The 23,515-nt window shown below is 41.8% G+C and carries 9 protein-coding genes; 1 reads left to right on the top strand and 8 read right to left on the bottom strand.

Annotated elements, in window-relative coordinates:
• Positions 1-296: 296 nt before the first annotated feature.
• The 8 genes from ACO052_RS08310 to ACO052_RS08275 all read right to left on the bottom strand — a co-directional run bounded on the left by ACO052_RS08310 (position 297) and on the right by ACO052_RS08275 (position 22,429).
• Positions 297-2,471 (bottom strand): T9SS type A sorting domain-containing protein, encoded by a 2,175-nt coding sequence (locus tag ACO052_RS08310; RefSeq protein ID WP_422107544.1) that lies wholly within the window; start codon positions 2,469-2,471, stop codon positions 297-299.
• 27 nt (positions 2,472-2,498) lie between these two features.
• Positions 2,499-7,220 (bottom strand): HYR domain-containing protein, encoded by a 4,722-nt coding sequence (locus tag ACO052_RS08305; RefSeq protein WP_422107543.1) that lies wholly within the window; start codon positions 7,218-7,220, stop codon positions 2,499-2,501.
• 533 nt (positions 7,221-7,753) lie between these two features.
• Positions 7,754-14,656: an HYR domain-containing protein gene (locus tag ACO052_RS08300; RefSeq protein WP_422107542.1), complete on the bottom strand. Its 6,903-nt coding sequence runs from the start codon at positions 14,654-14,656 to the stop codon at positions 7,754-7,756.
• Positions 14,657-15,281: 625 nt separating this feature from the next.
• A complete protein-coding gene (locus tag ACO052_RS08295) occupies positions 15,282-17,327 on the bottom strand; it encodes a hypothetical protein (RefSeq protein ID WP_422107541.1) in 2,046 nt (681 codons plus the stop codon).
• A gap of 129 nt (positions 17,328-17,456) precedes the next feature.
• Positions 17,457-19,253: a tetratricopeptide repeat protein gene (locus tag ACO052_RS08290; RefSeq protein WP_422107540.1), complete on the bottom strand. Its 1,797-nt coding sequence runs from the start codon at positions 19,251-19,253 to the stop codon at positions 17,457-17,459.
• Positions 19,253-19,771 carry a hypothetical protein gene (locus tag ACO052_RS08285; protein WP_422107539.1) on the bottom strand — a complete coding sequence of 173 codons (519 nt, stop codon included), beginning with the start codon at positions 19,769-19,771 and terminating at the stop codon, positions 19,253-19,255. The genes ACO052_RS08290 and ACO052_RS08285 overlap by 1 nt, the downstream gene beginning before the upstream one ends.
• A 326-nt stretch (positions 19,772-20,097) precedes the next feature.
• The gene (locus tag ACO052_RS08280) at positions 20,098-21,900 is read right to left on the bottom strand and encodes a M28 family peptidase (RefSeq protein ID WP_422107538.1); all 1,803 of its coding nucleotides are present in this window, start codon (positions 21,898-21,900) and stop codon (positions 20,098-20,100) included.
• A 40-nt stretch (positions 21,901-21,940) separates the two neighbouring features.
• On the bottom strand, positions 21,941-22,429 hold the full coding sequence (locus tag ACO052_RS08275) for a MarR family winged helix-turn-helix transcriptional regulator (RefSeq protein ID WP_422107537.1): 489 nt from the start codon (positions 22,427-22,429) through the stop codon (positions 21,941-21,943).
• A 143-nt stretch (positions 22,430-22,572) separates the two neighbouring features.
• On the opposite strand from ACO052_RS08275, the gene ACO052_RS08270 reads away from it, so the two are divergent.
• Positions 22,573-23,484 carry a tyrosine-type recombinase/integrase gene (locus ACO052_RS08270; RefSeq protein WP_422107536.1) on the top strand — a complete coding sequence of 304 codons (912 nt, stop codon included), beginning with the start codon at positions 22,573-22,575 and terminating at the stop codon, positions 23,482-23,484.
• Positions 23,485-23,515: the final 31 nt, after the last annotated feature.

Below are 23,515 nucleotides of genomic sequence, written 5' to 3'. Positions count from 1 at the left end.
TTCTGGCTATCAATCATAAGTTCTTGGGGTTTTGTGTTGGCCGTCCAAAAGGCATGATTTGGGATGTTGCTATTAATCAATCTCAGACTATGAGGATGGTATCATACCTTTTTGGACCAACCAGTATTTTAATCAAAAGGACTTCCGCCCGGATCAGGTGGTGATCCTGACTGTGCCTGCATAGGCGATAGGACCAGAAAGGTTCCCAAAGCCGTCAAGGCGGCATATCTCCCCATTTTTTCAAGTGCTTTTTTGCGCGTCATCGCTTTGTCATCGTCTTGTACCATATCATTACTTTAATCTATGATTACTTTTTTAACATATTGTCCTTGGACATTGGTCAATTGTACAATATAAACACCGGTCGCCAAGCCTGTCGTGCTCATCACATTGCTGTTGCTATCTGACGTGAACATCGTTCTCAAGACCAACCTCCCATTGATGTCATATAAGGCTGCCTTGGTATCCTCTTTTACATTGCCTTTGATGACCAACGTATCGCTATCGTTCAAGGTAAATACTTCAAATGTATTTAGGTCGTTTTCGAATATACCCAAGGTCTGCTGTGAGAAGCTGATATAAAAACGTCCCGTACCGCTAAGGTCGCCTATTGGAGTCATTATAAAATCCTCGGTGTTTAGGTGAGTTGATATATTCTCTTGGGTGTCCAGAAGATACACATCAACATCTTGAGGTAAGTTTGAGCTCTCTATACCAATGGTCAATTGCTCTCCCTGATTAGCGTTAATACCAAGTGGTATCATTCCGTTGGACAGCATGTCCTCTGGCAGGGACTGGATAGCAAAATCAACACCCTGACCGTTCGCTATCAGGTGCGAATACAGGGCGAACGTATTGGCCATATTACCAAAGACCGCCGCGTCATAGCCGGGATCCAACCCATTAGTGGAGTTCTCGTTAAAGTAAAAATCCGTGCTTGAGGTGTTGCCATCGGTATTGTGCAATTGCAGTCTCAAGTTTTGATTGGTAATCGTATTGCGACCCACTATAAAATCATCAGTAGTACCATGCCTTCTCATACTCGGTGTAAACGCAATGTTTGCATTACTGGAAACAGCCACAAAGAAGCCCTGTCCCGGAGTGATTACCGTATTGGCATCCGTGGTGTTCAGGTTATAGATGGTCCAACCATCCGAGGCATTACCATCATAACCATAGATGCCCACATTGGTTACATCCAATACGCCTGCATTGTTGGTGTTGTTCAAAAAGTCCTGAACATTAAGGTACGATGGATAGGGATTTCCTATGAGGTTCCACTGGCTAAAACTTGGGCCTGAGTTAAGTACTGCTTGGTTGACCGTTCCCTGATTGACGTTACCCTGAAATCTCAGGGTGGTATTGTCCGTCGTGGCGGCCCTATAGCCTATCCCGGAGCTCAACGTTGCCGATTCAGTATTGGCATAGGTGGTGTAGGTTCCTATGGTCTTGTCAAATGGCCCGAACAGGTACAGGGTATTACCGGCATTGGACGCAATATTGGGGTTGTTGGCCAAAAAATCCGTAAAGGGCTGTCCCGATACCGGAGGTGAGATAAGGTCGTTACCTCCCGTGATAGCTGTTTGGTTGACATGACGCCTGTAAGTGACTGTTCCAGTCAACATACCGTCCAGGATCAAACTCGAATAACTGGTCGATGTTGAGACTAGGACCAGACCCGAGGTCGTGGTTAGGGTCACTCCGTTGTTGATGGTGAGTCCCGCTCCTGCTGCGACAGTGATACCGTTACAATTCGTATTAGACGATATGGTCGCATTGCCGGCGATGATATTAATGTCATCCGAGGTCGTGGAAACCCCATTAGGGTCCGAGGGTGACCAACCGTTGTTATATATGTAAGCAGTGCTCAACGACGCCCCCGAACAGTCATAGCTGTCATTGATGATCTGGGTACCTGGGCTACCTGCACAGTCCGCAATTCCCGCACCACCACAGGCCGTAAAAAACTGGTCCTGGAATACGCCATCACTGAAAAAACAGATACCAGGGGCCTCGCCCACATTGGTGTAGCGTATCTTGATATGCAACAGTACCTTTGGCGTAGTGGTAATCAGTATATCCGTAGTGGTCTGAAAACCTGCCAGAGCAATATTCTGTTGAAAGGACAGCGATACCCTGGAAGAGGTATTATCGTTCTGTACAAAGTCCTTGTAGGCCGGTGAAAATATACCAAAACTAAAACCAAGGATTGACCCCACGGGTTGGCTGTATTCCAAATTGCCATTGGCGGATATATTACTACCAAATGCCAAGGTATTGTAATCCAGATACAACTGGCCCGAACCCACATAAAAGTCGCTGGTACTAGAAATAAGGATATCGGCCTCGTAAAAGTCACTAATACCATCATTCGTAATCTGTGCATTGGCAAAGGTTAAGGCAATGTCCTGAGCGTATGGGACACTTATACTAAAAAGTATCAATACTACTGTAAATAGGTTTGTTTTCATGATTATGTTGTAATTATAGGTCAAGGTTTAGTTGCTTTTTTTGATTAATCGCTTGGTCACCGATCCTCTGGCATTGCTGAGCACCACCAGATACACCCCCTCATCATAATCATGCATATCGATCGGACTGCTGTCGTCCCTTTCTTCCTGAACGATCAACCTACCTTGGATGTCGTACACTTTCACACTGTATGACGTCCTTAGGCCATGTATGCTAAAGCTCGTATCTGCCGGGTTGGGATATAGTGTTATTAGAGCTTCTTGGTTAGTGCCTATACCGAGCGTACCCACACCAGCTTCCGAACAGTCATAGGTGTCATCGGTAATTTGTGTCCCCGGAGCATTGGTGCAGTCCGCTATGCCCGTGCCGCCACAGGCCGTAAAGAACTGGTCCTGGAACACCCCATCACTGTAAAAGCACATATTGGCATCCTCACTGACATTGGTATAGCGGATCTTGATATGGAACAGGACCTTTGGTGTCGAGCTCACCTGGATCTGGGGTGCCGTCTCCAAGCCCACCAAGGCGATGTTCTGCTGAAAGGACAGGGACACCCTTGATGTCGTGTTGTCGTTCTGTACAAAATCCTTGTAGGCCGGCGAGAAGGCCCCGAAACTATGGCCCAGTATGGAACCGTCCGGTTGGCTGTATTCTATGTTGCCATTGGTCGATATATTTTCGCCAAAGGCTGTCGTACTGTAATCAAAGTATACCTGGCCCGAGCCCACGTAAAAGTCCGTCGTGCTCGATATCACGATATCGGCCTCGTAAAAATTATCTATTCCGTCATTGGTGATCTGCGCATTGGCAAAGGCCAGGGTCACATTGTTGGACAGCAATTCTGAGGATCCACCCCTATTGAACTGCTCCCCACGGCCTATGTTGGGGTTGATAAGGGCGTTGACGTCCGTATTCTGTATCTGGGTGTTGATGTCCATATCGGCCGCATCATAGCCCGAACCACCTATCAGCTGGACAACGGCATTCGCGTCCGTGTTCTGGACCTGGGCATTGTCGTCATAGTCGCCCGTATACATTCCGTATGCGCCCCCGGGCAACAGTACCAACGAATTGGTGTTGCCCTCTACGGCTGCCGGATCCGAGGATAGGTCGACCAATGTGGCTATGGTACCCAAGGTTTGTGGGGAGGCCGTGATGATACCGATATGGTTGCGGTGCTTTACCGCCACATGGTAATTGCCGGGTGCTGCATTAAAGCTTAGAGGAGAAGTGCCGTCCAGCCCAACGATGTCCCCATCGCGCTGCAACAGGGCCGATTGTGATTCGATTATGGTCGTATTGGCCGTTGCATCCCGAAGCTCTATAAAGACCCAATCGACGATGGCATCGGGACCGGTAATGCCCAGTACCGAACTATTGATTGACGAAGTATCCGTATAGGGCGTCTGTAACGGAATAAGGCCGCTGGTACGCAGATCATCGCGCATAAGCCCGTCCGTGGCAATGGTAGAACTTTGTGCAGCACCCTCCAAATATGCCTTTGGGGACAGTAAAATAGGATTGTTTATAGTAACCGTAAAGGAGCAGGTATTAATACTTCCCGAAAGATCCTTGCCATAGAAGGTATTCACGGTATTGTTTGCTGTAAATAGCGATCCTGAAGGAAGACCCGTAACTTGAATGGGACGGCCTGTACTATAGTCATGGAACTCAATAATCATCCATTCAGTTGCTGTAATATTGGATACATTAACCCAACTGCCATTAATTTGCATTACAGCATAATCCATTGAATCACCAGTATTGCTAGGTTGATTAGTTGCCCAATTTTCATAGAAGGCGGGCTGCCCACTTTGCCATACAAAAGTACCCTCAGTCGCCACATCATTGTAACCTATGATGGCTCCGTCATCTATTTGTGCTAAACGTGATGCTATATAGCTATTCTCTTCAGCTGAATTAATGGTCAATAGGTCATAATTGTTGGCCTGTGCCATTGCAAAAGCCTGTGGAGCTGTGAGGTGATCATCTGAGATAAAGTAGGTACTGTCCCCAAAAGTACCGAATGGTATAAATCCCGGTACCGATGTGGGAACTGCTGGAAACCCACAACCTTCTGAAATTGTCGGGGTAGTATAGCTGACTATCTGTGGACCAATCAAGCTAATATCAGAAGGACAGCTGAGCGTAAGTGGGCCCCTATCACTAACGGTCACTGTATATGAGCAAGTACTTTGATTGCCGCTACCATCTGTAGCTATAAAGGTATTCGTTGTTGTTCCAACAGGAAAGGTACTACCACTTGGTAGACCATCTGTTTGCACCAATGTACCAGCCACAGTCGTAATATTAGTTATAAAGGCTATAGCCATATTGGTTATGGTAGTATTATCTATAAAAGTACCCTCCCTTCCAGCAAATAATAGGTAATACAATCTATTGGTACCACTGAGTCCCGTGACCTGATGTTGGTCATCTTCAGTCTCCATGGCAAAATTATGTGATGCGGCATTATTTTCAGGAATGATAATCAAATGATAGACCGACGGGACTGCATTTGTATTGTATACCCTTTTTACAAATAAATTGTAATTGACACCTGCCACGGTTATGGTCGGAGTAAGCCCATCTACTATGCCATTATTTGGTCCGAATGCCCCAAGGTTTCCTGTAATATTAAAATCGTTAATACCATCTAAATCTGCAGCAAGCAACCACATATTCTCTACCTTTCGGGTAAAAAAGGCGCCATTGGTGCCAAAAGCTGTGGATTTGACTATAGTGTTATCAGAATATTTAATCCCACTCGGATGCAAATTAGTGCTAATGATGTTGCCATTATCGTACATATCGTAGTCCCCATCGGTGATAACTTCGGCATTTACACCTTCCTGCCCATCCATTTCGATATGATGAGGGTTTGGAATAAGACTGGTGATACTCTTGTTGTATAGGTTGAATTTGCGCAATACAGACTCTAGAGAATTCGTAAAGAAGGAAAAATTATCTGCTACTGTTGGCGTGTAGTTCAATACAGAATTGCAAAGACCAGGTACGTTGTAAAGGTTAAAATTGGAAGGACAAGAAAATGCAGGTGCTTCTGTGTCATTTACCGTAATGCTTTGTGTGCACGTATTTGAATTCCCACTTTCGTCGGTCACTGTCCAGACAATATCGGTAGTGCCCACTGGAAGGATATCGGATATGCTAGCTTTATTATTGTAGTCATTGGAAACGGTAAGTTTTCCAAGCGATATAGCACGAATTCGAAAAAAATCCGATACATCTAAGCTACAAGAAAATTGAAAGATGTCAAGGTCTCTTAACAGTTTAAAGGGAAGATTACTACCATGAGTCGTAATCCATGCGTTCCAAGTGGCCTGTGGTACCGTGATCGAACGTGTGATTGTTGAACAACCTGAACTAAAATTATTATCACTAAAGAGGGTGTTTCCATCGGGACCTTGAAGGATAAAGTCGTCGTTGGCACCAATAAATTGGCCACCAAATGTAAGTTCGAGGGTCACATCTGCTGCTGATGCAATCGCATTACGCATAATGGCAGGGGTATCAGACAAACGGAAACCACTGAAATTAAATGTGGTTCTAGAGGTATCGGGAATTATGCCTCCTCCGCAATTATCCGTAAGACTTGGTGGCAAGATGGTCATAAAGGCTCCAAAGCTTCCAGGATCGCTATTCACCACCGGATTAAGAATAGGACAAGTTATCGAAGGCGCTTCATTATCAACTACGGTAATTAGCTGTGTGCATGAGTTCTGATTACCTGAGGTATCAGTCACAGTCCAAACCACTGAGGTAGTGCCCACCGGATACGTACCCGAAGCATCCGAGAAATTATTAAAGTTATTCGTTAGAAATGCTACCGAACAATTATCCGCAATCGTGGGTAAAGGCACTGTCACCAAGGCACCACATAGTCCGGCATCGTTGTTTACCGTGATATCAGATGGACAACTGATGGTTGGATTCTCTATATCTGTACCAATTACGGTACAGGTCGCCGTACAGCGATCTATGGAACCATTGGAATCCGTAACGGTCAAGGTAACGGTATTGGGGCCTATATTCGCACAGGTAAAATTGGTCCTATCCAAGGACAATATAAATCCCGCTGTGTCATCCGAAGATCCATTATCGATATCAATAGGTGAAATGCTTAAATTACCCGTTATATCCAATGCACCGGAAAAGTCCCTACAGACTGCCATGGGTGGAGGATTGGTCGTAACACGTCCAGTGACGATATCCTCAAAGGGAGCTTGCCTTATTTGACAATCACCATTGTTACAGGTGCCCAAAAATGAGATGATCCCTGGGGTGATATCTACATTACCGCTGCCAATTGCCAATGACTGGCTAAATTCTAAAATTAGTGTTGGTAGACCTGTTTGATTAGAGGCGACCTGAGTGAAAAATTGTACACCACTACTGGTACTAACTGATGCTGCCGTCGTAAAACTAAGTGTTCCATAGTTGGGACTGTTGGTAAGGTTAATGTTAATGTTTGAATAGCTGGATGTCGTCGCATCAAAATTAAAGGACCCCTTAGCTGTCGCCCCACTATCAAAAGTGACGTTATCCAGATACCAAGTCGTCTGTTGGGCTTGGCTACTAAGGCCAATAAAAAAGCATAGGATGAACAAAAGCCGAAGGGGGACTATCTTTCCTAAACCTTTTAAAGCCAGTTGAACATTAATTTGAGATAAAATTAGGGTTTTGATACGTCTTACCGATATAACATAAGACAGAAGAATACGTTTCATAAAAAAGGGGTTTTATTCTGAGTGTGAAATTAAATGAGCATCGCGAATTTGCCCTTTTTTTAACCTCGACAATACCTCGACATTTTCTTAAAACCTATCTTTATAAGCGCCTAAAAACCTGTTTATCAATAAATTAAATAATTGTAATATCATAAAGCTATTCCATTTTTCAGGAAGTCGATATCGGCTTTGTATTCCACTTTTAAACAAATACCCTTATATACTGGTTAGGTTTTTAACGTCTAATCCTGAATTTCTTAAACGCAACAAATACCCTTCATAGACATTTAACCTTATCAAGACCATGGGTTCTCTAAAATATCTAAAAAATGAAGCCTATATTTCATTTGGTTCATGTAACTTATTTATAAACTTATGGTCTTATGTGGGTCATAAAATAAGAAGACCTCCTTAATCGCTTAAGGAGGCCAATGCACTTCTGCCAATTTTAAATTACCCCTTTTAAAGCTCAGCAGTTAAGTGCGTCTTCTGCTATTAATTATAATGAAGCTGTTCTATTTGCCTAAAAGGGTTTAACGGCTTTTTTTGATTAATCGCTTGGTCACCGATCCTCTGGCATTGCTGAGCACCACCAGATACACCCCCTCATCATAATCATGCATATCGATCGGACTGCTGTCGTCCCTTTCTTCCTGAACGATCAACCTACCTTGGATGTCATACACTTTCACACTGTATGACGTCCTTAGGCCATGTATGCTAAAGCTCGTATCTGCCGGGTTGGGATATAGTGTTATTAGAGCTTCTTGGTTAGTGCCTATACCGAGCGTACCCACACCAGCTTCCGAACAGTCATAGGTGTCATCGGTAATTTGTGTCCCAGGAGCATTGGTGCAGTCCGCTATGCCCGTGCCGCCACAGGCCGTAAAGAACTGGTCCTGGAACACCCCATCACTGTAAAAGCACATATTGGCATCCTCACCGACATTGGTATAGCGGATCTTGATATGGAACAGGACCTTTGGTGTAGAGCTCACCTGGATCTGGGGTGCCGTCTCCAAGCCCACCAAGGCGATGTTCTGCTGAAAGGACAGGGACACCCTTGATGTCGTGTTGTCGTTCTGTACAAAATCCTTGTAGGCCGGCGAGAAGGCCCCGAAACTATGGCCCAGTATGGAACCGTCCGGTTGGCTGTATTCTATGTTGCCATTGGTCGATATATTTTCGCCAAAGGCTGTCGTACTGTAATCAAAGTATACCTGGCCCGAGCCCACGTAAAAGTCCGTCGTGCTCGATATAACGATATCGGCCTCGTAAAAATTATCTATTCCGTCATTGGTAATCTGCGCATTGGCAAAGGCCAGGGTTACATTGTTGGACAGCAATTCTGAGGATCCACCCCTATTGAACTGCTCCCCACGGCCTATATTGGGGTTGATAAGGGCGTTGACGTCCGTATTCTGTATCTGGGTGTTGATGTCCATATCGGCCGCATCATAGCCCGAACCACCTATCAGCTGGACAACGGCATTCGCGTCCGTGTTCTGGACCTGGGCATTGTCGTCATAGTCGCCCGTATACATTCCGTATGTACCCCCGGATAACAGTACCACCGAATTGGTGTTGCCCTCTACGGCTGCCGGATCCGAGGATAGGTCGACCAATGTGGCTATGGTACCCAAGGTTTGTGGGGATGCCGTGATGATACCGATATGGTTGCGGTGCTTTACCGCCACATGGTAATTGCCGGGTGCTGCATTAAAGCTTAGAGGAGAAGTGCCGTCCAGCCCAACGATGTCCCCATCGCGCTGCAACAGGGCCGATTGTGATTCGATTATGGTCGTATTGGCCGTTGCATCCCGAAGCTCTATAAAGACCCAATCGACGATGGCATCGGGACCGGTAATGCCCAGTACCGAACTATTGATTGACGAAGTATCGGTATAGGGCGTCTGTAACGGAATAAGGACGCTGGTACGCAGATCATCGCGCATAAGCCCATCCGTGGCAATGGTAGAATTGAGCGCACTCCCCTGTAGATAGACTTTTGGGGAAACTTTTACACTACAGTTCCCTAAGGGGTTGTTTACGGTAATCGAAAAGGAGCAGGTATTTTGGTTGCCATTGGCATCGGTGGCCAAGAAGGTATTGGTGGTCGTCCCTAGAGGGAAGGCACTGCCACTAGGAAGTCCTGCTGTTTGTTGCAAGGTTCCCGAAACCGATAAGATATTAGTAATAAAACTAAGCGCAATAGCTTCCATATTGGCATTGTCCACTAGACCACTGTTTTCAGATGCAAACAATAAATAGTACAATCGTGTCGTACCGTTAAGCCCAGTGACTTGGTGCTGGTCATTATCCGTGTCCAAAGAAAAGTTTTGTGTTGCATTAGCATTCTCCGGGATGATGATCAAATGATTGACCGAAGGATCGCTATCATTGTTTGCAGCGGTATTTTCCCGTACACGTTTAACAAACAAACTAAAGGTGCCGACACTGGGTACTGAAAGGGTCGTGGTAAAACCATCGGCAAGCCCATCACCATCAGCTCCCAACTCCCCTGTAATATCAAACGTATTAGCATTATCCAGATCCGCGGCCAAGAGCCACATATTATCGACCTTTCGCGTAAAGTAGGCCCCATTGGTACCAAAGGCTGTAGAGGGAATCACCGTATTGTCGGAATAGTTGATAGGACCAGCATTAAGGTCGGTTCCTATAAAATTACCATCATCATACATATCAGCACCACCATCATCTATATATGTACCGTTGACATCGTTTGCCCCATCCATCACAAAATTGGCTACATTAGGGATCAAACTGGTGACTTGTGGACTCCTTTGATTGAAATTGTTCAATACATTTTGCAGGGAATTGGTAAATAAAGTGCAATTATCGGTTACCGTGGGTAGTGGGTAGTTGACCACTGCCGTGCAAAGGCCATTATTGGTATTGACCATTAGATCGGTTGGACAAGACATCGTAGGTGCTTCGGTATCATTGACAGTGATCGTCTGCGTGCAGCTACTACTATTTCCTGTTTGATCAGTGGCCGTCCATAGCAACTGAGTGGTCCCAACCGGATAAGTCCCTGAGGCATCAGCCGTATTGGTATAATCATTGGTCAAAAATAGATTCCCAATGGAAAGTGCTTCTATTTGAAAGAAATTCGTACTTCTTCCACAAAGATTAGCATTTACATTTGGATTAGCTACCGATGTAAAGGTCAAGTTGCTACCATAGGTACTAACCCAATTGTTCCAGGTAGCCATAGGTATATCCACCACTCTTTTCATGGGGGTACATGAAGCGGCATTGACATCCAATACAGTTGTATTATCAGGCCCCTTCAATACAAAGTTTTTTCCAATACCGTTGTGATCCCCACTAAAAACAATAGCCAATACCACATCTTCAGTAGCGGGAATAGCATTATTCAAGATCCCTATAGTATCTATCAAATTACCACTTACATTGGAGTTATAGTAAATCTTAGCGCTTTTGGGAACCAAGACAGAACCGCAAGCATCACTTAATGTTGGTATAGGAATGTTGACCGATGCTGAGCAAGCATTGGCATCTGCGTTAACCGTAATATCATCCGAACAAGTCATGTTGGGAGCTGTGACATCATCAATACCTACGGCAAAGGAGCAAGTAATGTTAGTTCCTTCAATATCCTTAGCAAAGAAGGTATTCACGGTATTATTGCCTGTAAATAGCGACCCTGACGGGAGACCCGCCACCTGAATGGGGCGGCCTGTACTGTAATCATGGAATTCAATTACAACTTTATAAGGCACATTGGTACCTATAGCATTCCCCCAAAACCCGTTAGAACGAAGTAATACCGTATAGTCAAACGGGATTGTTGTTTCATTAATAATTGGATTACCATCATTCCAATTCTCATAAAATGCAGGTTGTCCACTCTGCCATACAAAGGTGCCCTCAGTCACCAAATCATTATAACCAAGAAATACGGTTTCAGGGATGATTGATCTCATGTAGTCATTCTCTGCTGCCGAATTGATGGTCAATAGGTCATAGTTATTGGCCTGAGCCATGGCAAAAGCATTAGGAGCAAACATAGGTGAATCCGAAATAAAGTAAGTGCTATCCTCAAAACTACCTAATAGTGTAAATCCTGAAACCGAAGTGGGTACCGTCGGAAATCCACAACCACCCGAAATTGTTGGAGTGTTATAGGTTACTGTCTTTGGGCAACTTAGGCTGATATCGGATGGACAGCTTACTGCCAGTACCGGGCTTTCATTGACAGTCACATTAAAGGAACAGGTATTTTGGTTACCATTACCATCAGTAGCCACAAAGGTATTTGTGGTCGTCCCTATAGGAAAAGTGCTGCCACTGGGCAGACCAACGGTCTGTTGTAAGGTTCCTGGAATTACAAACATATTAGTGACAAAGCTGGTCGCTATGGCCTCCATAGTGTTATTATCCACCAAACCACTGTTTGCAGAAGCAAATAAGAGGTAATAGAGTCTAGTGGTCCCCGAAAGTCCGGTCACCTGGTGCTGATTATTGTTCGTATTCAAAGAAAAGTTCTGACTGGCATTACTGTTCTCCGGGATGATGATCAAGTGGTTCACTGAGGGATCACTATCATTGTTTACAGCAGTATTTTCCCGTACGCGCTTTACAAATAGGTTGTAATTGACGCCTCCAACAGTTATGGTAGACGTAAAGCCATCTGTCAATCCATCACCATCAGCACCTAGGTCTCCAGAGATATTAAAGCTTGTCACACTATCCAGATCAGCGGCCAGGAGCCACATATTGTTCACCTTACGGGTAAAGAAGGCCCCATTGGAGCCAAAGGCTGTAGAAGTGATGACCGTATTATCGGAGTAGTTGATAGGACCCGCATTAAGGTCGGTTCCTATTAGATTACCATCATCATACATATCCCCTCCTCCATCATTAATACCATTTCCATTGACACCAAGGGTACCGTCCATTTGAAAATTATAGGCATTTGGAATCAGGCTGGTGACCTGCCCACTGTTCTGGTTAAAGTTGTTAAGCACATTCTGAAGGGAATTGGTAAATAGGCTACAGTCATCCGTAACTGTGGGGAATGGATAGTTGACTATGGGATTGCATGAATCGACCGTGATATCCACAGGACATGTGAGTGTTGGTGCGGTAATATCATTAACCGTAACCGTCTGGATACAGTTACTGCTATTGCCCGAAAGATCCGTAACGGTCCATGTCACTGTAGTCACACCAAGTGGATAGTTACCCGAAGCATCGGTAGTGCCATTAAAATCATTGATCAAAGAAAGGGTTCCCATAGAAATCGCCTCGATTCGAAAAAAATCGGCATTTTCACAGACATTATTATCTACTGACGGATTGGCCAAGACAGTAAATGTCAGATCAGATCCAAAACTACCAATCCATGCATTCCATGTGGCCGATGGTATAGTGATATTGCGCTGTACTTCAATACAACGCGAATATAGGCTTGCGAGATCTAATAGAATGCCATCATCAGGGCCTGTTAACACAAAACCTTCTCCTGAGCCCACATGTTCTCCACTAAAGGTGACCCTTAGTTCAACATCTGCAGTGGCCGTTGGTACATTATTCATTATAGCTGGAGTATTAATCAACCCTCCACTGGCATCAAAGTTATAAGGTGTCTTTGGAGTCATAGGGATGATGTTAGCACCACAGGCATCACTTGGTGTCGGTATAGGAATGTTAATCAATGCCAAACAGGAATTGGCATCTGCATTGACCGTGATAGCCGAACAGCTTATATTTGGAGCTGTGGTGTCATTAATACCAACGCTAAAGGAGCAAGTACTGATTCTTCCTGAGGTGTCCTTTCCTAAGAAGGTGTTCACAGTAGTATTGGCCACAAATAGCGATCCTGGAGGGAAACCCGTCACCTGAATGGGACGACCTGTGCTGTAATCATGGAACTCGATGACCACTCTTGCAGTACTACTGCCACTTACGTTAGACCATTTCCCGTTAAGACTCATTTGGACATAATCTCTGGAATCTCCTGTACTGCTTGGTTGACCATCAGACCAATTTTCATAGAACATAGGCTGCCTACTCTGCCATGCAAAGGAGCCCTCAGTGACTAGATCATTGTAACCCAATTGTATGGCGACTGGTATAATGGACCTTATATATTCGTTCTCCGCTTTTGAATTGATCGTCAACAGGTCATAGCCGTTTGCCTGGCTCATGGCAAAGGCTTCTGGTCCGGTCATGAAAGTATCGGAGACAAAATACGTACTATCCCCAAAACTACCCAAAAGCGAAAATCCTGGAACCGAAGTGGGCACCGTTGGAAAGCCACAGTTATCAGAGATTGTTGGATAGGCATAGTTAACGGTCTGCGGACAAGACAAACTGATATCTGACGGACAGTTGATGGTCGGCGTTTCATTATCAACTACGGTAATCTGCTGTGTGCATGAGCTTTGTCTGCCCGAGCCATCCGTTACAGTCCAAACCATAGAGGTTGTTCCCACCGGATAAGTACCTGAAGCATCCGAGGAATTAGTAAAGCTATTTGTTACGGATACGACCGAACAATTATCCCCAACAGTGGGTGAAGGCACTGTAATCGAGGCACCACATAGTCCGGCATCGTTGTTTACCGTGATATCAGATGGACAGCTGATGGTTGGGTTCTGTAAATCAAGTATGTTAAAGGTCGCCGTGCAACTGTTTATGGAACCATTGGAATCCGTAATGGTCAAGGTAACGGTATTGGGGCCTATATTCGCACAGGTAAAATTGGTCCTATCCAAGGACAATACAAATCCCAAAGCGTCATCCGAAGATCCATTATCGATATCAGAGGGGAGAATGCTTAAATTACCCGTTGCATCCAATGCTCCAGAAGAGCTTCTACAGACTGCCATGGGTGGAGGATCGGTCGTAACACGTCCAGTAACGATATCCTCAAAGGGAGCTTGCCTTATTTGACAATCACCGTTATTACAGGTGCCCAAAAATGAGATGATCCCTGGGGTGATATCTATATTACCGCTGCCAATTGCCAATGACTGGCTAAATTCTAAAATTAGTGTTGGCAGACCTGTTTGATTAGAGGCAACCTGAGTGAAAAATTGTACACCACTACTAGTACTAACTGATGCTGCCGTCGTAAAACTAAGTGTTCCATAGTTGGGACTGTTAGTAAGGTTAATGTTAATGTTTGAATAGCTGGATGTCGTCGCATCAAAATCAAAGGATCCCTTAGCTATCCCACCCCCATCAAAAGTGACGTTGTCCAGATACCAAGTGGTCTGTTGGGCTTCACTACTAAGGCCTATAATAAGGCCTAAGATGATTAAAAGCCGAGGAGGCACTAGGTGTCCTAAACCTTTTAAGGCCAGTTGAACATTAATTTGAGATGAGATTAGGGTTTTGATACGTCTTACCGATATAGCATAAGACAGAAGAATACATTTCATAAAAAAGGGGTTTTATTCTGACTGTGAAATTAAATGGGCATCGTGAATTTGCCCTTTTTTTAACCTCGACAATACCTCGACATTTTCTTAAAATTCATCTTTAAAAGAATTTAATACGCTGTTTATCAATACATTAAACAACAATAATATCATAAGACCATTTCATTTTTCAGGAAGTCGATATCGGCTTTGTATTCCACTTTTAAACAAATACCCTTATATACTGGCTAGGTTTTTAACGTCTAATCCTGAATTTCTTAAACGCAACAAATACCCTTCGTAGACTTTAGCTTTGTCAAAACCATGGGTTTTATGAAATATCTAAAAAAATGAAGCCTATATTGTATTTGGTTTATGTGACCTATTTATAAATTTATAGTCCCATGCCAGTTATAAAATAAAACCTGCATAATCGCTTGAGGGGGCCTGTACACTACCGCTAATTTTGACTTACCACATCTAAAGCTCAGCATCTTGGTGCGTCTTCTGTTATTAATTATAATAAAGCTGTTCTGTTTGTCTAAAAGGGTTTAATTACTTTTTTTGATCAATCGTTTTGTCTACAATTCCATGGCATTGCAGAACAAAATGAGATATACCCTAACATCCTTAAACCCATTTGGTTTCAAGATTTAAGCTCCTCTGTACCAATAAATTCAAGAATAGAAACATCCTTAGGGACCTCCCATTTTTTTCGAAGTCTATAGCGGCTTTGCATTACACTTTCAAACGAGATCCCTAACATATTAGCAATCTCTTTAGAATCCAGTTCTAGCTTTTCCAAACTCAATAGACGCTCTTCGGATGTGGTGGGCTGAAAGCCTTTTGCTGTAATGTTTTTAAAAAAATCAGAATAGACCAAACTGAATTTATGCTTAAAATTTCGCCAATCTTCAGAGGTCAAAATCTTGGAACTTGCCAACTCCTGAAGTATTGGGATTGCACTTTGTGCACCCCTATCGCTTCGTAGCGTTTCCATCTCTCTCATCAAGGCCTCTTGCTCCTGACTTTTAGCCAATAATTGCTGTGTGTAATTGCTTAGGTCTCCCTCATTGGCAGCTATTTGCTCTGCCAGTCTTTGCTGCTTGCGTTTTGCACGCTGCCAAATAAAATAGGTCGTCGTTGTCGCAACTACAACTACTAACGATAGTACTATTAAGAGCACTATGCGTTTATTGCGGGCTACAGTTTGCTCTAACTCCAAATTTTTTACCTCTGCCGTACGCTGCGCCAGTTCTTTTTGATGGCGTTCGGTTTCAAATTCGGTTTGTAATAGCAAAAGGGTATTTTCTTTTTGTACCTTACCCAAAGAATCTTTTAATTTTAGTTGTGCCTTACGCCACTTATTGGCATTTTTGTAGTCGCCTTCTTTGTCTAACACTCCGGCTAGACCTTCTAAAGCATTGACACGATGCCAAATGTCCTCTATTTCAAATCCTTTATCAAGTATCTTTTTATATAAATTTCCAGCGGAAATTGTCTGTCCCTTATGTTCTAATACTTTGGCCCTATGAAAAAATAGGGCTGTTTCGAAGCGCTCTTTGGCTCCTATTTTTTGCCAGTAGTTTTCTGCTTTCCTTAAATAAACCTCAGCATTTTCTATATGGTCTATTGAAAGATAATAGACGACATGCCCAAGACAAATGTAAAAGGCCAATACAGGTACAGAGTTTTGTATATCGAAGTCATCGATCTCAAGAAGGTCCGCATAAGCGGAGTCCAAGTATATTTTTTGCTCATCGAAGAGCTTCTTTTTTGAGTAGTTTTGCGCCATATACATATAGCAAAAAGATGATGCATACGGCGTCAGTTTACCTTTATTTTTTTTAAGGAATAATTTTCGCTCATCCAATGCTTTGTCATAAAGGCCAATACGATCATAAAGCACTATTAAAGTATTGGTGACATGTTGCACATAATCTATATCCCCTCCTAGTTCATATAATCGTAAGGCCTTTTTAAGCTGTGCAATTGCTGTGGCATAGTTATGTGTATTCATATAACAACTGCCCGCAAAATGATAACCATCCGCAGCAAAAAGCGGTTTATTATTGGTTTCAAAAATAACAGCTGCTCTGTTATAATCCTCTATGGCTTCATTATGTTTCGTTTGTGAAAATAAAAGGCCTCCTCTTTTTAAATACAAATGGGCTAAAGAGGTAGGGTCTTTAAACTTTTCCTTTTCTTTAATCAGGGCATTGGCCATGATTATGGCCGAGTCTTGTAGCCCTCTTCGGTTCATATCGCTTAGAATGAATCGACTCTTTCGAGCTACCATGTCATAATCTCCGAGCTGTCGTGCAAGGTTTACCGTTTGTTTTATGTACTTCATCTTTTGCTCATCATTTGTTCTGACCATTTTTTTAGTAACAGAATCTAAAAAGACCAATTTTTCTTGATCCGTTTTATACTGTTTTAGTTGGTCATCAATAGTCATCTGCTCATCTTGTGAGAATGCTGTGGCTTCACTCTTAAAGATAATATTACCCAAACACCAAGTGGCCTTTTGGGCTTCAGTACTAAGCCCCATAAAAAGACTTAACATTATTAAAAGTCGATGAAGGGACACTTGTACTCGACCTTTTAAAATCCATTGAACGTTGATTTGTGATGAAATACAGGCTTTAATATATTGCACCCATATTAAATAAGGTAGAAGATTAGATATCATTACAAAGGGGTATTTAAGAGCTATTAATCTGCCGGTGAAATTAAATAAGAGGTGCGAATTAGCGCTCTTTTTTACCTCGACAATACCTCGACATTTTCTTAAAACCCACTATTTTAAGGGTCTAAGTCACTATGTACCAAGGAATTCAAGAATGGAAATATCCTTGGGAACATCCCACTTTTTACGAAGTCGGTATCGGCTTTGCATGACACTTTCGAACGAGATTCCCAACATATTGGCAATCTCCTTAGAATCTAGTTCTAGCTTTTCAAGACTTAATAAACGCTCTTCGGAAGTGGTGGGCTGAAAGCCATTTTCTGTAATATTTTTGAAGAAATCTGGATAAACTAAATTGAATTTGTGCTTAAAATTTCGCCAATCTTCAGAGGTCAGAATCTTGGAATTTGCTAATTCTTGAAGTATAGGGATTGTAATTTGTGTACCCATGTCGCTTCGTAGCGTTTCCATTTCTTTTGTCAAGGCCTCTTGTTCTTGGCTTTTGGCCAATAACTGTTGTGTGTAATTCGTTAGATCTTTCTCATTGGCTGCTATTTGCTCGGCTAAAAGCTTTAATTCGGCTTCTGATACTTTTACCTTTTCATCCAGTAATTCTTTTTTGAGTTTTTCCTTTTCCAATTGGTCAGCTACAATTCTGACTCGCGCTTTGTAGTTTTTCCAAAGTAAATACCCCACCAGACCACCTACAACAATGGCAAGTAAGAACAAGAAAATATATAATCGAATCTTATGCTTTCGTTCCTCTGATAAAATTTCCAATTCATTACGTTCCTTTTCTAATTGATACTGTAGTTCCAATTCCTTAATCCGTTCTGCAGATTTCCGGCCATAAACAGAATCTGAATACTTCTTAAATAAGCGATAATCCGAATAGGCTTCTTCGAAGTTTTTCATATCCCTGTAAGCTGCACTTCGCCTTACATAGGCTGTTGCAATTCTCTCTTTATATCCTTCATTTAAAGCAATTTGTAATGAAGAGTCAGCATACTTCTTTGCTATTTCATGACTACCCAATCGAGAATACTCCGTTGAAAGTGAATAATACCCAACGCATATAGACATCTTTTTTCCTTGGCTTTTGTAATAGTCTAAACTCGCTAATTTTATAGGCAACGATTTATCGAATTGGCCAGTTCTAGAATAGACCACTGCCAGATTGCTATCAACGCCTCTGACATCTTCTTCACTTTCCAATAGCTCAAAAAGATTCCGGGCCCTTTCATAATTAACTAAAGCAGAGTCGAATTGTTTCATTCTCCTATACGAAACACCAATCATGTTATAGGCTGCAGCTAAACTAAATGTATCTTTCATTCGCTTGTTCAAACGAATGGCTTCTTCAAAGTTCTTAACCGCGATACTGTCTTGTTCCTGATAGCGATATACCAACCCTATATTATGGATGACATCAGCCATATTACTGGTGTCCTTTATCTTTTCATATATATCCTTGGACTTTAGATACAACTCTAGAGCAATATCATAGGCTGCTTTTCTTCGGTTGACCACTCCTAATTGGTTATAGATAAATGCTAAGTCTTCAAGTTTGACTTTGTTAGCTTCAGCCAGTTGGCGGGCTTGTGTTAAATAGGTTTCGGCCTGCTTAATATTGTACTCAATTTGATATTCCCCTAAAGTCATTAGGGCTTTTAGTTTTTCATCATCATCTTGAGCATTCTCCAGGGTAGATTTTAAACGGATAAGGGTAGTATCTCTATTCTGTTCTTGTGCAAATCCATGAAATGACAAAAGTACAAGACCATATAAAACTATACATCTACCTGTATATAATGATAACAAAAAACTGCGTAAGTGAGCTTCGGTTTTGTAGCTAATCATCTTTACGAATGAAATACTATTCAAAACGTACGAAACATATGCTGGTGCTTTAGCTAAGAGTGATACCATTATTGAATATTAAACTTAAGAAATTCAAGAACAGATATTTCTTTAGGAATCTCCCATTTTTTTCGAAGCCGATAGCGGCTTTGCATTATACTTTCAAACGAGATCTCCAATATATTGGCAATCTCTTTAGAATCTAGTTTTAACTTTTCAAAACTCAGTAGACGTTCTTTGATAGTGGTGGGCCGAAAGCCTTTTTCTGTAATGTTTTTGAAGAAATCTGGATAGACCAAACTGAATTTATACTTAAAATTTTGCCAATCTTCAGAGGTCAAAATCTTGGAACTTGCCAACTCCTGCAGTATGGGGATGGTACTTTGTGCATCTATGTCGCTACGTAGCATTTCCATTTCTTTTGTCAAGGCCTCTTGCTCTTGGCTTTTGGCCAATAACTGCTGCGTATAATTGGTTAGATCTTCCTCATTGGCTGCTATTTGCTCAGATTCTTTATAGACTTTTGAATAATTGGTTTCTACATGGTCTAAGGCATCGACAAATTGCTGTATCTCTTTTTGCGCCATTAGGAGTTGGCCGCAGAAAACTATCAGGACATAAACATATAACTCATATGGTTTTACCAAAAGAGGTCGATTTCGTGCAACTAACATACAGGGGTAGGGAATAAAAGTACTTGTAAAGATATTAAACTTTACAGCGCAATATCAAAACCTTTAACATAAAAAACTATCCATCTTAGGGTTGATTGATTGTCCTACCACCTAACAATTCTACTTTGTTTCAGTATACTCTTAGGATGAAATCCCTGAGTAATTGTACCTTAAAGGAAGTCTTTAATTCAAGAATTTTAAAAAAAATCAAAATCCCTAACATACCATTAGTGTAAACATTAATCAACATGCTTTACCGTCAATCCACCATGCCCAAGGCCATCTCTTACCAATTCATTTTTTGGTGTTTTAGGGTCGTTTGTCCAATAACCATCCACTATAAACTTATAAACATATTTGCCTTTTGGTAATTCTATTTTAGTCATCCAACCTTTTTCAGTCTTTAATAAGGGAGTACTAATCATATTCCATTGGTTAAAATTACCTACTAGAAACACTTTTTTTGCATCCGTAAAACCGTCTAGTTCAAAGGTGGTATTACCTTCCATACTCGGAGTCTGAAAGCTATAGGTATTTCTTGGCAATAATTGCTTTTCCTGTGCTATCTGATAAGCCAAATACGCTAATAAGACTGAATTGTAAACGACGGCATCTTTAGAAACATATTCAAACACATCCATATTGGTATGATGAATAAAAGATATATAATCCAAGGGATCTTGGATAAACTGAAAACCTGGAACATTGACAAAATCAAATATTTCGTGATCCGTTTGATTGGCATATTGAATGGTTAAGGCCTGGCTCTCTTCAAAAGGGGCTAAGTATTGCGCAAAATAGGGCTTTACCTTTTCATTCCCCATTAAATAGAGGCCACGAATCATTCCCGAACCATTGTCCAAATTCAAATAGGCAGAAATTTTATCCTTTTGATCTCTTGGCTCCCCCGTTTTTAAATTGGCCACATGCGTATTGACATAGTGTGATGATCCAGAAAACACCTGTTCTTCACCACCCCATAAAACCATTCTAATGGTGCGCTTGGGTTTAAGATTTGAGTTCAGTATTAAGCGCATGGCTTCCATCACTACCCCACAATTGGAGGCGTTATCGACGGCTCCTGTCCCTGCATGCCAACTGTCTAAGTGTGCACCTATAATGACCAATTCATCTTTTAAAATCGGGTCTCTACCAGGTATATCTGCAACGAGGTTAATATTATACTCAGGATTGATATAAAATGTCGTTTCTAAGTCGATCCTTAGCTTAGGGAGATACCCTAAATCCATCAGTCTTATAAGACGACCGAAATGTTCATTGCTCATTGAAAATGTAGGTAATGGAGCAATATCGTTTTCCCTGTGGAATGAGGGCACACTTGTGTTGCCATCCGCATGTATAATACCATAGGGTGAATTACTGGGCTCTATGATGGCTAAGACGCCCTCTGATTTACAAAATTTAAAAAATTGTGTCCGTGCTTCTTTGGTTCGACTCCTAAAATCAAAAACATCCAAAATTGAACGGCGACTATGATAGCCAATTATGAGGTCATTGGGGTCTGGATTTGCTCTCGCTTTATCTAGAATTGCCTCGCCAAAAGTTTTTGTCATCGGTCCGTATATACTAGCATTAGGTCTGTAGTACCCTTCCAGCAAAATAATTTTATCCTGCATTTTCCCTTTTAATGCATAGACATCACTGAATTTTTTGATAGCGATGACCTCACCTTCTTGAACGCCTTTGGTCGATGTCGTAAATGCCATGGGATAGACTTGAAGTGAGGCTGTAGATGGGTAAATCATATCCACGGAAAACCGCTCGGCAGTCCAGCCTTTATATCTGTTATCGAATGAAGCGGTATAGACCTCGTTGATGCCCCAAGACTTTAACTCGTTTTCTGCCCAGGTCACCGCATTATAATAATTGGGCGTTCCCAAGAATCTGGGACCATAGACATCAGACAATATACTAATGGAGTTCATGACCTTTGATGAGGCTTCCGAAACCCCTTGTAATTTTGTCAGTACGTCTTGATTGCTTTGTCCAACTGCGGAAAACATGGGGCTTACAATAGCCAAAAAAGAAAGCCTTAATCTGAGGTAAAATTTGACGAACATTTTATTTGAGTATTTTTTCATAGGATTCAAGCGCCCGTTGTTTAAAATCCTTATCCAAAAACCTAGATTCTAGCTCATCGATAAATTCCAGCGCATTCATTCCAGAAAGTGCGGACGTCATACCCTGAGTGGCGGCATCCCAAATCACTTCGAAGTCCTTTTGTTTTTGAATTCCTTTTGGACTCAATCGCACCACTCGCTTTCTTTGATCACTATCACTCTTTTTTGAGGTAATATACCCTACAGCTTCCATTTTGTTAATAATAGTAATGACCGAAGGGTGCGAAAACTTGAGCTTCTCTGTGATTTGATTGATGGTTAGGCTTCCATGTTCATTAAGTAGCTTAAATATGAGAAACCAATTAGGCTCCATTTCTAAACCCAAAGTACGATAAAGGCGTCTACCATCTAAAATGAGCTTATCGCTAATGCGCTTTAGTCTAGTGGCAAAACCTAAATAATCTAGGGTTTTTACAAAATCTTCTTTCATATTTATGTAGTTGACTACGTAAATATATAAATAATTTCTATTCGACTCCAAATTTGCTTTGATAAAGTATGTATGGGGTGACCTAAAAATAAGTAGTACATTGAAAGATTTATGAATCATAACTTTAACTAATCCCACTAGAAATGAATACCCATATTAAATCGTTCCTCTTTCATTGTAGAATTGAGAAGAAATTAAATGACAAAACCATTAAAGCGTACCTAACGGATTTGAAGCAGTTTAAACACTTTCACTCCTCTTTTGACCTTTTAGATATCGGCAAAGAGGAATTGAAAATCTATTTCCTTCACCTATCCAAATTCTCGAAGAAAACGATAAAACGAAAAATTGCCACATTAAAAACATTCTTCGCTTATTTAGAATTTGAAGACCTTATAGAACGAAATCCTTTTAGAAAGGTGCGCATAAAAATTAAAGATGATGTCATACTTCCTAAAGTGTTGTCAGTAAAGGAAATCACTCGGATTTTACAAATTCTTTACGAGTCTAAACGTAGCATTACAAATAAGTCCTCTTACGCCTACAAAGAAATTATAAGAAATATCGCCGTCATTGAGTTGCTATTTGCTTCTGGCATCAGAGTTTCCGAATTGTGTGCTTTAAAGACCTCGGATGTGACCCATGGTTTTTCTTTAATTAAAATCCAAGGTAAAGGCAATAAGGAGCGAACCATCCCCATTACCAATTTAGCCACAAAAAATGCTTTAAAGGCTAATCTCAATATGTTTAAAACTTCAGACACATCCCCTTATTTGTTTATTAATCGTTTAGGCAATCCACTATCGGAACAGTCTGTCCGGTTATTAGTAAAACGGCTAGCAAAAGATGCTAAGATTCAACGGAACATTACCCCCCATACCTTTAGACACTCATTCGCGACGTTGTTATTGGAAGAAGATGCGGATATAAGATATATCCAACATTTATTAGGCCATAGTTCTATCATGGTGACACAAATCTACACCCATGTCAATGAAAGAAAAAAGACAGAGCTTTTGACCTTAAAAAACCCCCGGAATTTAATAGCGCTTTAAGTCATGATTGGTTTCCGAATAACGGATAACT

It is taken from the genome of Winogradskyella sp., from assembly GCF_965228925.1.
In the GTDB taxonomy this organism is placed as follows: Bacteria; Bacteroidota; Bacteroidia; order Flavobacteriales; family Flavobacteriaceae; genus Winogradskyella.
This window is presented reverse-complemented; position numbering and strand designations above follow the sequence as displayed.